This is a genomic window from Paenibacillus sp. FSL M7-0656, assembly GCF_038003225.1.
GTDB lineage: Bacteria > Bacillota > Bacilli > Paenibacillales > Paenibacillaceae > Paenibacillus > Paenibacillus amylolyticus.
In genome coordinates, this window is record NZ_JBBOOT010000001.1 from 4,506,973 (window position 1) to 4,522,210 (window position 15,238).

General features: G+C 47.0%; 14 protein-coding genes. 5 read left to right on the plus strand and 9 right to left on the minus strand.

What is annotated here, in order from left to right; translation table 11 throughout:
- Positions 1-121: 121 nt before the first annotated feature.
- The 4 genes from cobA to nirB are packed head-to-tail and all read right to left on the minus strand — an operon-like array spanning position 122 to position 4,583.
- Positions 122-892, minus strand: a complete 771-nt coding sequence (gene cobA / locus MHI01_RS19970; RefSeq protein WP_340983938.1) for a uroporphyrinogen-III C-methyltransferase — start codon at positions 890-892, stop codon at positions 122-124.
- A complete protein-coding gene (locus MHI01_RS19975) occupies positions 889-1,770 on the minus strand; it encodes a formate/nitrite transporter family protein (protein WP_340983939.1) in 882 nt (293 codons plus the stop codon). Before MHI01_RS19975 ends, cobA begins: the two co-directional genes overlap by 4 nt.
- 37 nt (positions 1,771-1,807) lie before the next feature.
- Positions 1,808-2,125, minus strand: coding sequence for a nitrite reductase small subunit NirD (gene nirD, locus MHI01_RS19980; RefSeq protein WP_036612155.1), 318 nt, complete (start codon positions 2,123-2,125; stop codon positions 1,808-1,810).
- A gap of 16 nt (positions 2,126-2,141) precedes the next feature.
- Positions 2,142-4,583, minus strand: a complete 2,442-nt coding sequence (gene nirB / locus MHI01_RS19985; RefSeq protein WP_340983940.1) for a nitrite reductase large subunit NirB — start codon at positions 4,581-4,583, stop codon at positions 2,142-2,144.
- A gap of 589 nt (positions 4,584-5,172) precedes the next feature.
- Between nirB and MHI01_RS19990 the strand changes: the two genes are divergently transcribed.
- Complete coding sequence (locus MHI01_RS19990) at positions 5,173-5,766, plus strand: ANTAR domain-containing response regulator (RefSeq protein ID WP_076251918.1); 594 nt, start codon at positions 5,173-5,175, stop codon at positions 5,764-5,766.
- An 18-nt stretch (positions 5,767-5,784) separates the two neighbouring features.
- Complete coding sequence (locus tag MHI01_RS19995; protein ID WP_340983942.1) at positions 5,785-6,861, plus strand: anthranilate phosphoribosyltransferase; 1,077 nt, start codon at positions 5,785-5,787, stop codon at positions 6,859-6,861.
- 41 nt (positions 6,862-6,902) lie between these two features.
- Here MHI01_RS19995 and MHI01_RS20000 read toward each other — a convergent pair whose 3' ends face one another.
- Positions 6,903-7,415: an acyl-CoA thioesterase gene (locus tag MHI01_RS20000; RefSeq protein ID WP_026081401.1), complete on the minus strand. Its 513-nt coding sequence runs from the start codon at positions 7,413-7,415 to the stop codon at positions 6,903-6,905.
- Positions 7,416-7,625: 210 nt separating this feature from the next.
- On the minus strand, positions 7,626-8,249 hold the full coding sequence (locus tag MHI01_RS20005; RefSeq protein WP_036671640.1) for an acetate uptake transporter: 624 nt from the start codon (positions 8,247-8,249) through the stop codon (positions 7,626-7,628).
- Positions 8,250-8,684: 435 nt separating this feature from the next.
- Between MHI01_RS20005 and MHI01_RS20010 the strand changes: the two genes are divergently transcribed.
- The gene (locus MHI01_RS20010; protein WP_017691636.1) at positions 8,685-8,861 is read left to right on the plus strand and encodes an aspartyl-phosphate phosphatase Spo0E family protein; all 177 of its coding nucleotides are present in this window, start codon (positions 8,685-8,687) and stop codon (positions 8,859-8,861) included.
- Between the two features lie 173 nt (positions 8,862-9,034).
- Here MHI01_RS20010 and MHI01_RS20015 read toward each other — a convergent pair whose 3' ends face one another.
- Complete coding sequence (locus MHI01_RS20015) at positions 9,035-9,964, minus strand: response regulator (protein ID WP_036612142.1); 930 nt, start codon at positions 9,962-9,964, stop codon at positions 9,035-9,037.
- Between the two features lie 329 nt (positions 9,965-10,293).
- Between MHI01_RS20015 and MHI01_RS20020 the strand changes: the two genes are divergently transcribed.
- Entirely contained in the window at positions 10,294-11,730 is a 1,437-nt protein-coding gene (locus MHI01_RS20020; protein WP_340983943.1) for an alanine/glycine:cation symporter family protein, read from the plus strand.
- Between the two features lie 145 nt (positions 11,731-11,875).
- On the opposite strand, the gene MHI01_RS20025 is transcribed toward MHI01_RS20020, so the two are convergent.
- Positions 11,876-12,715, minus strand: coding sequence for a methyl-accepting chemotaxis protein (locus MHI01_RS20025; protein ID WP_036612138.1), 840 nt, complete (start codon positions 12,713-12,715; stop codon positions 11,876-11,878).
- A 283-nt stretch (positions 12,716-12,998) separates the two neighbouring features.
- Here MHI01_RS20025 and MHI01_RS20030 point away from each other — a divergent pair, with 283 nt between their 5' ends.
- Positions 12,999-13,691, plus strand: a complete 693-nt coding sequence (locus tag MHI01_RS20030) for a Crp/Fnr family transcriptional regulator (RefSeq protein ID WP_076213954.1) — start codon at positions 12,999-13,001, stop codon at positions 13,689-13,691.
- Positions 13,692-13,827: 136 nt separating this feature from the next.
- Here MHI01_RS20030 and pepT read toward each other — a convergent pair whose 3' ends face one another.
- On the minus strand, positions 13,828-15,066 hold the full coding sequence (gene pepT, locus MHI01_RS20035) for a peptidase T (RefSeq protein ID WP_340983944.1): 1,239 nt from the start codon (positions 15,064-15,066) through the stop codon (positions 13,828-13,830).
- Between the last annotated feature and the right edge of the window lie 172 nt (positions 15,067-15,238).

The following is a 15,238-nucleotide window of genomic DNA, read 5'->3' on the forward strand; positions in this document are numbered from 1 at the left end:
CTTTTATAAAGGGTAAATCCGGGGATAAAGGCGAACGCTCCGCTTCTTCAGGTCGTTTCTGTCCTCTCCGTTTTGTGTAAATGTTTAGTTCAATTGATATAGATGAAGAAATCCAATTCGATTATCCTGTCATGGAGGCATTAGCGGCCTGTTGCATCTGAAGCAGTTGTTCGCGGATCAGGACCGACTCTCCGATCATGATTAATGCGGGATTATTCACTTTATGCGACTTGGCGAGGGAATGGAGTTCGGCAAGTGTGCCGGTAATAATCCGTTCCTCCGAAGTGGTTCCTCGCTCGATTAGAGCAGCGGGGGTGGTTCCACTTTTGCCATGGTGAAGCAATTCATGTTGAATCTGGGGCAGTTGGCTAATGCCCATGTAGATGACCAGTGTATCCACACTATGGGCGAGCAGATCCCAGCGAACCGAAGATACACTTCCATCACTGCCGGTTCCCGTGACACATGCGAAGGATGAAGCAACCCCGCGATGGGTTAACGGAATAAGGGATGAAGCGGATGTACCTACAGCTGAAGTGATGCCAGGAATGATCTCAAATGCAATCCCTGCTTCCGCCAGCACAAGCGCTTCTTCACCACCACGGCCAAAGATGAACGGATCGCCACCTTTGAGTCTTACGACTTGTTTGCCTTCCGCCGCATGTGCAGCAAGCATCCGTCCAATCATCTCCTGACTCATGGAATGAAGGCCTGGAGCCTTGCCGCAGTAGATGCGGAGTGCTCCTTCGCGAGCCTCAGCGAGCAATTGATCATTCACAAGCCGATCATACATAATGACATCTGCGGACTGAATACGTTTCAGGGCTTTTACCGTAATCAGATCCGGATCTCCAGGACCAGCGCCAACAATACTAACCAGGCCCCGACTCATGATCGTGTCCCCAATTTCGGTGCAGCATCAGAACTTGCCAATCCTGAACGACCACCCTGAATGGATGCCAGTTTGGACGAGAGCTTTACTGGATTTCCCCAGTGGTGGGCGGCATATAGACCGAGGCCTGTAAATACAGCTCCGCCAATGAGATTGCCCAGCAATACCGGAATCTGATTCCACAGCCACCAGTCAGCCATACTGACCTGTGCACCGAGCATCATGCCTGCCGGGATGACAAACATATTTACCACAGCATGCTCAAATCCCTGAGCGAAAAATATGGTAATGGGCAGCCACATCGCTACGATTTTGCCCAGTGTAGAAGTGGACGTCATTGCCATCACTGCCCCGAGTGTGACCATCCAGTTACATAGAATGGCTTTGATGGTGACCAGTACAATGCCAGCCCCACCCAAGTGCTGATACCCCAATGTTTTGGTTTCACTGTTCTGGATCAGCGTTTGAATTAGAGGGTTGCTCATATCCGTACCCATCTTGGTAATGGTCAGTCCGTATAAGAGAGCATAGAATGCACATCCGAGCAGATGTCCTGTGATCACCCAGAAATAATTTCGGAGCATATCCATCCATGTAATTCTGCGTTTCAACACTGCGAGTGGAAGCATCGCAAAGTTTCCTGTCACCAATTCGAGACCCAGCAGAATAATGATGACAAATCCCGCCGGGAATATCAGTGCACCTGCCAAACCAACGGAAGTTTGAGATACAGCGGTATATGCCAGTGTGGTTGCAAAGGCAAGGATAGCCCCTGCCAGAAAACCGCGGAGCAGCATCTGTACCCGATTCATTCTGGCTTTGCTCTCACCAGCTTCGATCATCGATTGCAGCACTTCTGCAGGTTTAACAAAATCCATAGCGCACGCCTCCTTGATGTCAGGGTATCTCTAGCCTTTAACCCGCAATTGTGATGAAGATTTCTCCGCTGTTGCCGTCCACTTCTGTTTTGTAGGTATTCAAGCAGCCTTCATCAGGCTCGTGTACCTTACCATTACGCAGATCAATCTTCCAATCATGCAAAGGACAATGAACTGCTGTCCCGCACACCATGCCTTCCGACAGCTTGCCGCCCTTGTGAGGGCAGCGATTCTCGACGGCGTGCAGACTTCCGTCGCTCAGTTTGAAGACTGCAATTTCGGTATCCTGTATCAGGAAGGTCCGTGCTCCCTTTTCATCAATATCTGCAAGGTGTCCAATCCGGAATTTGTTCATCGCTGTTCCTCCTCTTCTAGTGGGTTACCGGCTCGGCACCGGACAGTGGGGTGAAGTTTTTACGCAATTTCTCGTCTTGTATGATTTCTTTCCAAGGATCAACGGTGTGACCCAGTGTAACTTCCAGACGTTCAACCAGAGCGAGACGTACATCCCGATCCGCCAATGCTTCCTTCACATGATCCAGACCAACCCGTTCAATCCAAGCCGCTGTTCTCTCATTCCATTTTGCGTTCTCTCTATAATATTGCAGGTAAGAGTAAGTCCACTCTTCCACTTCCGCATCGGTCTTCACCGTACACAGCAACTCGGCTGCACGAACCTTGACTCCCGCGTTACCGCCAACATGAATCTCCCAAGCGCCATCAATGGCGACAACACCCAGATCCTTGATGGTCGCTTCAGCACAGTTCCGCGGACATCCGGAGACAGCGAGTTTCACTTTGGCCGGAGCCACCATCTTGTCGAGTTTTTTCTCCAGACGAATACCCATCTCAATGGAATCCTGTGTGCCGAATCGGCAGAACGTATTACCTACACAAGTCTTCACCGTACGAAGCGCCTTGCCATAACCAAAACCGGAAGGCATATCGAGTTCCTCCCAGATCTTCGGCAGGTTCTCTTTCTGTACACCGAGCAGATCGAGTCGTTGCCCACCCGTGAATTTCACCAACGGCACATCGTATTTCTCTGCGACAGTTGCAATCTTGATCAATTCCGCCGGGGAAGTGACACCACCATAGATCCGTGGAATAACGGAGTAGGTACCGTCTTTCTGGATATTGGCGTGATAACGTTCATTGGTGAATTTGGATACACGCTCATCTGTGTATTCAGCCGGCCAGATCATCCCGAGATAATAGTTGAGGGAAGGGCGGCACTTGGAGCAACCGTCCGGTTCATTCCAACCGAGAACATTCATGACTTCCTTGACGCTTTTGAGTCCCATCTCCTTGATCTGTGCAACAATCTCATCCCGATCATAGGATGTACAGCTACAGATGCCTTCTTTAGCCTGTTCACCTACATTATCACCGGCATAATATGTGAGCAGGTTTTCGATAATAGGTTTGCACCCACCGCAAGAAGCGGAAGCTTTGGTACAGGATTTGATTGCACCGAGTGTATTACAGCCTTTATTCAGAACGGCGTCTCCAATGGAAGCTTTGGTCACACCGTTACAACCACAGACGATCTCGTCATCCGGCATACTCGCCATTCGTTCTGTGACAGATGGACCCGAGCCTGAACCACCGGAAGGTACACCGAGCAAAATTTCTTTCTCCCGACCACTGATGTTCTCACCACTCTTAATGAGGGAAAACAGCGATGCGCCATCCGTGGTATCCCCGAACAATACAGCTCCGATCAGCTGTCCGTCTTTGATCACCATCTTTTTGTACACACCATCAACGTCATCCTGAATACGAATGCTGCGAGTGTCCGCAGCGTCTTTGAATTGTCCGGCAGAGAATACGTCCACACCGGATACTTTCAGTTTGGTAGAAGTGACTGAACCTTCGTATCCTTCGGTTGCCGCGCCAGCCAGGCGTTTTGCGAGCACCATACCTTGTTCATATAATGGAGCAACCAGTCCGTAGGCAATACCGCGGTGTTCTGCACATTCGCCGACGGCAGATATAGTAGGGATGCTGGTATGCATATAATCATCTACAATGACTCCACGATTCACATCGAGGCCGGTATTGCGAGCCAGTTCAATCTGAGGGCGAATCCCGACAGCCATGACAACCAGATCCGCTTCAAGCACCGTTTGATCAGTAAAACGAATGGCTTTTACTCGTTGTTTGCCTGTGATTTCTTCGGTATGTTTGTTCAAAAGGAACTTCATGCCCTGTTCTTCAAGCTCACGCTGGAGCATCAGACCTGCCGGCAAATCCAGGTTCCGGTCCATCAGATGACCGTTAATATGGATGACTGTGACGTCCATGCCCAGATTGAGCAGCCCCCGCGCTGCTTCCAGTCCTAGCAATCCACCTCCAATGACGGCAGCTTTGCGATACTTTTGTGATGCTGCCATCATGGTCTCGCAGTCTTTAATATCGCGGAAACCGATCACGCCTTCCTTGTTAGCTCCGGGAAGAGGGAGGATGAACGCTTGTGAACCGGTTGCCATAATCAGCTCATCATAGGCTGCGCGTACACCATTTTGAGATACAACTTCCTTGTGTTTGGTATCGATCTGAACGACCGGGTCACCCGGGTACACCCGAATGCCGTTATCTTCGTACCAGCTCCACTCATTGATTACGATATCTTCGATGGATGTTCCGCCAGCCAGTACAGAAGATAACATGATCCGGTTGTAGTTGGGATGCGGCTCTGCGCCGAAGACTGTAATTTCATAAGCGTTTGGAGCAAGCTTAAGGATATGTTCGATTGTGCGGATTCCCGCCATGCCATTGCCGACCAGCACCAGTTTTTTCGTTGTACTCATTATGATTAGCCCCCTTAGGTCCATTCTGCAAACTGCCTCAAAACCTTGTCTCTAAAATCGAAAAAGCCTGTTATGCCTCGGAGGACTGCGCATATACATACGCATCCCTTGCTCCGAGATTGCAAAACAGGCTTCATTGCCGTTTCAACCAGCTACGCCGTTGTAACTGTGATCGATTCAAATATGGAGTTGTTATGGCTTAACTATAAAAGATCGATCTACTCATGTCAATATAGTTAACATAAAAAAGTATTTGAAATTTAAAGTTAATTATGTTTACATGAGTTTATTGGAATATCGAATGGACGACGAAGTTTTACGAGTATATCTTCTTAGTTTGAAGGATTTAGATAAAGTTAGCACGCTGGATACGATAAATATTGTAGAAAAGGTGCCATGTATAGTGTTTCACCCTTTTTTATTGCAACATGATGAGGCATGAAAAGATCATTCTAATGTTAAAAATAAGACGCATAATCGTCACTACTTAATTTCTGTTAGGTAATGTAACATGTTTATTGCTTTCATGTATTAACGTCTTAAATGATGTGGACTCTGATTATAGCAATAGGGGAGGGATTGATCCATCATGCGATCTTTATTGGTCATCCGTGTTCAACCAACGATAGCTGCCTCATCCGATGCAATCCCTCTGACACCGGAGAGGCTGCTGGGAGCAAACGGGTACCATGTACAGGTGGCGGGCAGTGAAGCGGAAGCGGTGAAGCTAGCTCGTGCGGCCGAAGCGTCCATTTTGCATCTGTCGCTGGCTGATGTGGAGTACTGGGTGAACTGCCTGGGAAAGGGGAAGTCGGATTCACCGCTGCTTTGGTGGTGCGCGCCAGATACAGCCTCTTCCTCCGCAGAATCCTGCGAGGTCGAAACATCATTTGATGGAATACTTACACCATCCATGACTGGGCCCGAGATTCACTGGACTCTTCACTTTGCAGCCCGGCGCTACATGGAACGCAAACAGTGGGAGCAGGAACGGAAGCAGCTGCAATCCAGGCTGGAGGATCGGAAGTGGATTGATATGGCGAAGGCTATCCTTAGTGATCTGAAGCAGATCTCGGAGGCCGAAGCCTATGACCTGTTACGCAAGAAAGCGATGGATGAACGCAAACGGATGGTCGATGTAGCCACAGCGATTGTGAAGGCCCATCAACTGCTCCAGTCTTAATTGGAAGGAGGATTCTCCATGGATATGTCTCAGATACTCCGAGAGGTCGGACGTGGGAAAAGAGGCTCGCGTGATCTGAATTATACAGAGGCACTGACTGTTGCAGAGAAGATCTTGAAACAGGAGGTTTCCCCTGCCCAGACGGCTGCGTTCCTAATGGCTGAACGTATGAAAATGGAAAACGTCGAGGAACTGGAAGCTTTTGTTCATGCTTGTCGTAACAGTGCGGAACGTTTCTCCATATTTCAGGATGGATTGGACTGTGCGGGTCCCTATGATGGACGAACAAAGTCGTTCATGGCCACGTTTCCGGTTGCGTTTGTACTCGCGGCGGCCGGGTTGCCGGTGACTTTGCATGGGAGTGACCCTTTACCACCCAAATGGGGAGTTACGCTGTCGGTTCTGTTAAAGGAGGCAGGAATTGATACACGTAAAATGGATCGGGAAGATGCACGGAGCGCTGCATTGCGTTCGGGTGTCATGTACGTATCCTCCGAGGATTGGTGCGAACCTCTTCGTAAGCTTCGTCCGTTACGGGAAGAGTTGGGTTTTCGAACGGTGTTTAACACAGCGGAGAAACTGATTGATTATAACCATTCACCGTATTTGGTGTTTGGTGTGTTTCATAATACCTTTCTGGATCGGATTGCGAAGTTGCTCACCCGGTTTAACTATCGGCGTGCTTATGTTGTACAGGGGATGGAAGGTTCTGAGGATCTGTATATTGATCGGCCAACCCGCGTATACGCCGTGGAAGACGGTGATATGAAGCTGGAACTGGTTGATCCTGCAGCCTATGAACTGGATATGCCCGTGCCGGAGCTGGTCTGGACGGCTGCGAAGCAGCTTGAAGTGGCGGAAAGCGTGTTAAGCGGTGAGGGTCATATTGCTTTTGTGAATCAGGTCTTGTTAAATGGAGGTTTCCGCTTGTATGCGGCGGGGCGTGTCAATTCCATCGAAGAGGGAATATACACGTGTCAGGGATTACTGGAGAGTGGTGCAGCGTATCGCATCTATCAGCAGTGGTGTGTCTCCATGGGTGGTGAACTGCCGGATAGCAGAGCGGTGTCCATCTATCCGGCATCGACCAGATAATGTAATGCTGGTGTTCAATCTTGTTATTGTTTAGCGTGTTTTTATTCCCAAGGATAAGTAACGGTCAGGAAGTCAGCGAATTTCTTGCTCTCTTCCCGCCGTTGTTTCCGCATGGCCGCTCGATCCGGAGCGGTCTCGTATAGTTTCTTCTCTTCTTCCGTCTCCGGGATAATGCGGGGTACGATCAGTTTGCGATTATTTTCGTCCAAGGCCACAAAGGTCAGAAATGCAGTCGCCGCAATTTTCTTCTCTCCGGTCTTCAGATCCTCTCGAATCACTTTCACAAAAATCTCCATGGAACTTCGTCCTGTCCAGGACGCGAACGATTCAAGTGTAACCGAATCCGTTGGATTAATCGGGTACAGGAAATCGACAGAGTCGGTTGAAGCCGTTACAGTATTGACCCGGCATAGCTTGGAAGCGGCAATGGATGCAATATCATCGATGTAGGACATCAGCTTGCCACCGAACAGTGTATTATGATTGTTGACATCGGTTGGGAACACCCGTGCCGTCTTGAAACAACGTGTTTCGCGTACATATTTTTTCTCCACCTGATCCATCTCCGTTGGTTTCGGTATCTCTCTCATGCTTTTTCCTCCTGACAGTATGGTTACTGTGACATTTCAATTCAGGTGTTGAAGGGTCTACTTCTGATCTATTATCCCTAGTATAGGTGTCGGTCAGATACATATTCAAATGAAGTTGGACTGCAAAAAAACCGCCAGGCGCGGACCGGCGCGCTGGCGGTTTACTGCTGTATATTAAGCCTTAGGTTTGAAAATGCCGGACGGTTTGCCGATCGGCAAGAACGCATAACCGAAGTGAGCGTTCAGTACCGAAGCACCTGTACCATACAGGGACACAATTCCGATCGCCAGTTCAGCGTATGCTGCAATGGTGTGGAAAATGTGAGGAGCTACGCCGAAAGCGTCAAAGGTCAAGCCGAGGAACAGGAAGTCAATCAGAATGAAGATGATAAGCAATACTTTATTCGCTTCAATAGCACCAATCGTCATGAACAGGGTGAATACGAGGTATCCGGCAAAAGCAAATCCGAGTTGCTTGCCATCGGCCTGTTCAGCGAGAGTGGAGCCAAATACGCCCATTTTGATCATCCAGTTGGCAGCCATGGCAAACCAGAAGAATGCGTACGCGCCAAAAGCTGTTGTGCCAAAGGTATTGTTGCGTTTGGAATCTTGAATACATGCGAATAGCTGGGCAAAAGCACCCAGGAAGATCGCCCAAGGAATAGCGTAGCTAAGTCCTTCTGTAATGCCAAGCTTTTGGGAAGAAGCGACCAGGGTTACGATAGCCAACCCAAATAATCCCATTGCGCTGGGATCGGCGTTAACAATTTTGACTTTAGTCTGTGAATCGGTCTGCATGGTGATGGTAAGCCTCCAATAATATCAAATCAGGATCAATGGCCGTCGTTGGCCGTCCTCTACATTACATCATTTGTATCCGCCGGGTCCGGACACACACATCGCCCTATTGTACCTGAATGACCCCATTATGGAAAGGGATTTTATTACCTTTTGAACCAATAGACTTTTTGTTTTTTCAATATACACATTTACGACACAATCCGTTCTGGCCGTGAATGATGAGGCCAGACGTTAGAATCCAACCCTCGGTGTTACCACTAAAATTGCGTCATATCAGCCATTTTCGGATAAGCTCTAGTGTGATAAAATAATCTTTATCAAAATTTGGAGAAGAATACAAAACATCCTTGTCTCCTATGCCATATGTTAATCCAACTATAGATTGACAGGAAAAACTAAAATGGTTCACAGAATAAGGAGGTATCAGGGGTCATGGTTATGAGTTTGGATTTGAAAAATAAAATAGAGAAGGCCAGACATAACCTTCATATGCTGGTAGAGCATAACAAGGGTGGTCTTGGGCATCCCGATGTGATTCGGCAGTCTATGGCATTGGACGAATTGATTAATGAGTATAACCGAATTAGCCGAAACCATTCACGGGCCTAAACCCAAAGCGATTTTAATTTTATACACGGAACAAATCACATAGATTGTAACGCTTGATCGTACAGACGGGCATGAATATAGCCGGTATGGACAGCCTCAGTTGAAGAGGCGGTATCCTACCGGTGTAATATTCATGCCCGTTTGTTTTTGCATCTTATCCATCATGCATCTGTTTAATGCAGCAATCGTTTGGCTTCCAAATAAAGGACCTGTACGAATTTTTTCGTATTAATGCGTGTCTGGGACAAGGAAGGCTCCACGTTGTTTTGCAACTCCAGCATTTTCTTGCGAATTTCGGTAAAATCGAAAAATTTGGATGCATAGTTCTCGAACTTGGGATGTGTATAATCTGTTAATCCCAGAGAAACCACATGGCTCAGAGTCTGGAAGATGGCCCTGCGAACACGTTGTTCTGATGCCTTGATCTCCTTGTTCACCTCTGCGAGAGAGGCGTCTTCTCCCAGTTTACGTATCGCTACATTCTGGAAGATGTCTTTGAGGGATGGGAACGTATAGGGGGACAGCTTATGTTCATCTGTCTCTACCTGTTCCAGATATTCCAGCATGTCTAGCAGATCCCTGCTGCCCGCTTCGCCGATCATGCCCATCTCGGACAGCAGGAAATGTCCTGCAGTCGTGATTGTTTTGTCCGGAACCGGAGCCCCAGCACGTTCGGTAGAATTCAAACCGGACAATCCCTGCAATGTCCGTTGGATATCTGCGATGGATTGTTGCATCCGAAGCCTTTCGCTCACCAGCCGCAGAACAGATAGAATCTCCAACCGGTTAATCGGCTTCGTAATATAATATTCAATGCCTAGTGAATAGGCTTCTCCGATCATATTTTTCGACTCGATCTGAGAGATCATGACGATCTTGCCCTCGAACCTTCCTTCAAGCGCTCGCACAGTCTGAATCCCGTCTCGTTGGGGCATCAGCAGATCAATCAGCAGTACATCCACCTTATGCAGTTCCAATAGTTCCGCGTGAATATGTGCTCCGTCCTCAGCTTCCCCGGCAATATCGCCCAGGCCTTCATCCTCAATAATATCCATCAACATGGAACGAACGCCAGGATCATCATCCACGATAAAATAACGCATGTCAGTCATTCCCTTTCTCTGCGAATGGTGTGATTGATAAATCTATGGTAAAGGCGGTTAACGCCGCGATGAACTCTCGTTCCAGTGTAATCGTTCCTTTCCTTCTTGCATAGAACCTGACATGTCAGGTTAAATGACAATGATTGGGCGATCAAAGCCCGTTTTTAAAATAAATGTAGGAATTGCATGTAGGTATTTGTCGATTTCCGTAGATGCCCTTGTAGTATAAGTAACATCCCGAAGTCTGGGGCTAGTGTTGTGCAGAATGGTACAAACTTTTCGCGTAACCATCTCTGTGCTTGAAATACACCATAAAAAGGGGCATACCGATGGAGCAAACAATACAAGATATTGTCGTCATTTTCAATGATTTTCTATGGTCCAAAGTGTTAATTATATTATTGGTAGTATGTGGTATATACTTCACCACCAAGACCCGATTCATGCAATTCCGTATGATTGGAGATATGGTAAAGGTGCTTCGAGAGCCAAAAAGCAAGGAACCAGGCAAAATTTCACCTTTTCAGGCGTTCTGTATTAGTATGGCGGCCCGTGTAGGTACAGGGAATATTACCGGTATTGCACTGGCGATCGCACTGGGGGGACCTGGGGCTATATTCTGGATGTGGATCATTGCAATTATCGGATCAGCCTCCAGTTTTGTGGAGAGTACGCTGGCTCAGATCTATAAAGTGAAGGATAAGGGCGGATTCCGCGGCGGTCCTGCATATTATATGGAACGTGGGTTGGGCAAACGCTGGATGGGGATTTTATTTGCCATTCTCATTACGCTTTCATTTGGTTTGGTCTTTAATGCCGTGCAGTCTAACACGATTACTGTTGCATTTGAGAACTCATTTGGCACGGATCGGTTAACGGTGGGTATCATTATGGCTGTGATATTTGCAGGAATTATCATGGGCGGTGTCAAACGGATTGCAAAAGCATCGGAATACATCGTTGTTGTACTGGCCGTATTGTACATTGGGGTAGCGGCTTTTGTAGTGCTGGCGAATATTACCCAGCTTCCGGCCATGATTGCGTTGATCGTCAAAAATGCCTTCGGCATCGAACAGGTGGCCGGCGGAACGTTGGGCGCTGCACTGATGAACGGTGTGAAACGCGGATTGTTCTCCAATGAGGCGGGCATGGGTAGCGCCCCGAATGCTGCTGCAACGGCGGATACAACACATCCGGTGAAACAGGGACTTATTCAGGCGTTTGGCGTGCTGACAGATACGTTAGTGATATGTACAAGCACAGCCATGATTATTTTGCTATCCGGGGTATACAAAGGTTCCAATCTGGGAGGCATTGAATTAACTCAGGCTGCATTAAGTGTACATATTGGTTCATGGGCATCGGGATTCCTGGCGGTTATGGTGTTCCTGTTTGCCTTCAGTACGCTAATCGGAAATTATTACTATGGAGAAACTAACATTGAGTTTATCAAATCCAACAAAGTTTGGCTGTGGGTATACCGCATTTGCGTTATCGCGATGGTGGTGTTTGGAGCGGTAGCCAAAGTACAGCTGGTATGGGATTTGGCTGACCTGTTCATGGGGCTCATGGTGGTGGTGAACCTGATTGCAATTCTGATGCTTTCCAAGGTGACTTTCGAAGCGTTGAAGGACTACAAGAAACAGAAGGCTGAAGGCCGTGATCCCGTCTTTACCCGGGACCGGATTCATATTCCGGGTGAAGTGGAATGCTGGGAGTCGGAAGAAGAAGTTATTGGAGATAAATCAATACATGTAACCAATTAAGGTTTTATCTGAACGTAGTTGGTTATATAAAATGGGCACAACAAAAAACAGGACTTGGATTATCCATCATGGGCAACCCGAGTCCTGTTTGTTGCATATAAAATGTATCTTTGCACTAGCCAAAGTTCATCAAAGATATATTTGATTAATTTTTAACGGAATAGCTGATCAGTTGCTCGGACAGAGCTTTCATTCGTTCGCCTGTTTCATTAAGCTGCTCAATTACATCCGTAAAGGAGGATACAAGCGTTGCTTGTTCCTGTGAAGAGGCTGCAATCTGGGAGACTTCAACTTCCATCTGTTTGATGACCTGTTGTACATCTCTCAGACTGGTATCAATGTCACTTGTAGCTTGTTTGGCATCCACAGAGAGTTTGCGTACTTCGGAAGCAACCACACCGAAGCCGGCACCAGCTTCACCAACACGAGCGGCTTCAATAGCGGCATTCAGGCCAAGCAAGTTGGTTTGCTCAGAGATTTCACGAATGAACCCGGCTACTTTGTTGATTTGGGAAGAGTTCTGAACAGCAAGTCTGGTGTTCTGCAAGATCTGCTCACTGGTAGCTTGCAATTCTTCGGCATGAGCGGCGACATGTTGCACCATATCAACGAGGTTACCATTGATGGTTTGATTTTCTTGTATAATGTCTTCAAGTTGGTTCTGGTTAGATTGGTCGTAAGATACACAGAAAACAGCAACAACTTTCTGGTGATCATCAAAGATCGGAATGTTCAGAATATCCAGTTCGATACCATAAACTTCCTTGGAGAGAGTAGCAAGGGTCGCTTCTCTTCCATTTTTTAAGATGGCAAAGTTTTGATACGATTCCAAGAGTGACATTCCTTTTTCAAAACCAAGATCAAATTTATCTGTCATAATGACATCTAATACTTTTTCGTGATCGTAAAGAGTTAAACTAGCTGGTTCTCTGAGGATCAGGCTGATATAAGGCATTACTTTAAGTAGGGCATCTACAACGTTCATGGAAGAGGACCATCCTTTCAATATTTGAATGTATTATTTTTAACGATCTATGGAATGCTCTATCTTTCATCGGACGGAAATGACTTTTCGTGAACGGCATTTTGCATGAAAGAATGAACATTTTATGATTAAATTTTAAAATATTTCCCATCTAAAATGATTTATTGGATATAAGTGTTAGTTGTAACTATTTTTATATCAAGATATTTGTACGAATGTATATTAAATATGGGACATGTGTCCTTTTACATACGTTATATACGACAACGGAGGGGAAGTCGGAATGAAAGAAATTATGGACTTTGGACTTGTGCGGCAACTCGCCCGTGAGAATGGGTTGGATCAGGTGCTGGACGAGCCTGCGCTCGCTGAGTTGCGACTACTTGAGGCTGCAAAGGGCGAGATGATATGTGCCAAAGGTGAACGACCCGAGCGGTTGTATTTTCTAGTGCAGGGCAAGCTCAAGATCTATACCACCCTGCCTAACGGCAAGTCTCTGTTACTTCGTTTCAGTACACCACTTGCGCTTGTGGGAGATTTGGAACTGGTAAATGGCAAGGAGGCTATGAATACGGTAGAGTCGGTGAGCAAAAGCTTGCTACTGGGTATCAGCTATCGCGCTCTCCAGAATACCTATGCAGAGAACCCTAAGTTTCTCCACTTTATGCTGAGTCAAGTTACGCACAAATTGTATACCTTTTCCAACCTGTCGAGTCTGAATATGTTATATCCGGTCGAGAGCCGATTTGCCAGCTATCTGTTGTCCACAATGGGCCAGGACGAGTCTTCTTCGGAAGAGATCCAGACCTCCAAGCTCACCGAACTGGCCGATATGCTGGGCACCAGCTATAGACATCTTAATAGAGTTGTTCAAGATCTGTGTAATCGAGATATTATTCGCAAAGTGCAGCGGAAGCTAGTGATCTGTGATCTGGAACAGTTGCGTGTCATCGCAGGAGGCAATATATATGAGTGATGGGATTATTAAATAAAGACCAAGCCTGCATATCTATGCGACATGACGCGGCACAATAAAATACAATACGGCACAACAAAGAGCACCCTCCCGAATATACCAAGGGGTGCTCTTTTTGCTCTGCACTTCAAGTGGATTAGATATCTCCGTGTTGCTCAAACAATTGAGCGATCTCTACAATAACACGGGTGGCCTTCACCATATTGTCTACCGATACATATTCGAATTTGCCGTGGTAGTTCTCACCACCAGTGAAGATATTTGGTGTTGGCATGCCCATATAGGATAGCTGGGAACCATCTGTTCCTCCCCGAATGGGGCGAATAACAGGTTCGATGTCCAGTCGGGTCATGGCTTCATGAGCAATGTCGACGATCTGGCGTACGGGTTCAATTTTCTCACGCATGTTATAGTACTGGTCATTCAATTCAACCGTGATGCTTTTCTCTCCATACTTGGTCTTCAGTTCGTTTGCGATATTCAATAGATTTGTTTTGCGCTCTTCAAACTTCGCCCGGTCGAAATCACGGATGATGTAACTCATCTTTGTCAGCTCAACGTCACCCTCCAGAGACAATAGATGGTAGAAGCCATCATAACCGTCCGTGAATTCAGGAGCTTCCTCCACAGGCAGGCGTCGATTCAATTCCATCGCAATTTTCAGGGAGTTGACCATCTTATCCTTCGCTGTTCCGGGATGCACATTGGTGCCTCGTACGGTAATTTTGGCGGCAGCTGCGTTAAAGCTCTCGTATTCCAGCTCGCCAAGTGGTCCGCCATCAACTGTGTAAGCATATTTGGCTCCAAAAGCAGCTACGTCAAACTTGTGTGGTCCACGGCCAATCTCTTCATCCGGGGTAAAAGCAACCCGAATCTTACCGTGTTTCACTTCCGGGTGCTCAATCAGATAGGCCATCGCCGTCATGATCTCAGCAATGCCTGCCTTATTATCTGCACCAAGCAACGTTGTACCATCGGTTGTGATCAGGGTGTGGCCTTTATACTCGTGCAGTTCCGGGAAATCCTTGTTGGACAGTACGACATCCAGTTCCGAGTTCAGCACAATATCAGCACCGTCATAGTTATCGATAACCTGCGGTTTAACATCTTTACCTGTAAAGTCGGTCGCTGTATCGAGGTGGGCCAGGAAACCAATCACGGGAACATCCTTGTCGGTATTGGATGGCAGTGTAGCCATGACATAACCGTTCTCATCCATCGTCACATCTTGTAGACCAATGGAGGTACATTCTTCAACGAGCAGTTTGCCCAAGGCCAGTTGGCCGGGTGTGGAAGGGCATGTCTCGCTATTTTCATCGGATTGAGTATCCATCTGAACATAAGTACTCAGTCTTTGAATTAAAATATCTTTCATCTATTATCGCTCCCTAGCTTGAGTAGTATATAAGTTGAACTACTTGTTTTACACTGATCCACTACGAGGCCAGAATAACCTTCTGATCGCTGTTATCCCCAGATTTTTTTGATCCACTTTTACAAAGGTGAAAATCTGAGGATAGCGTATGCTTTCGAAGTAGCTTTCTTGG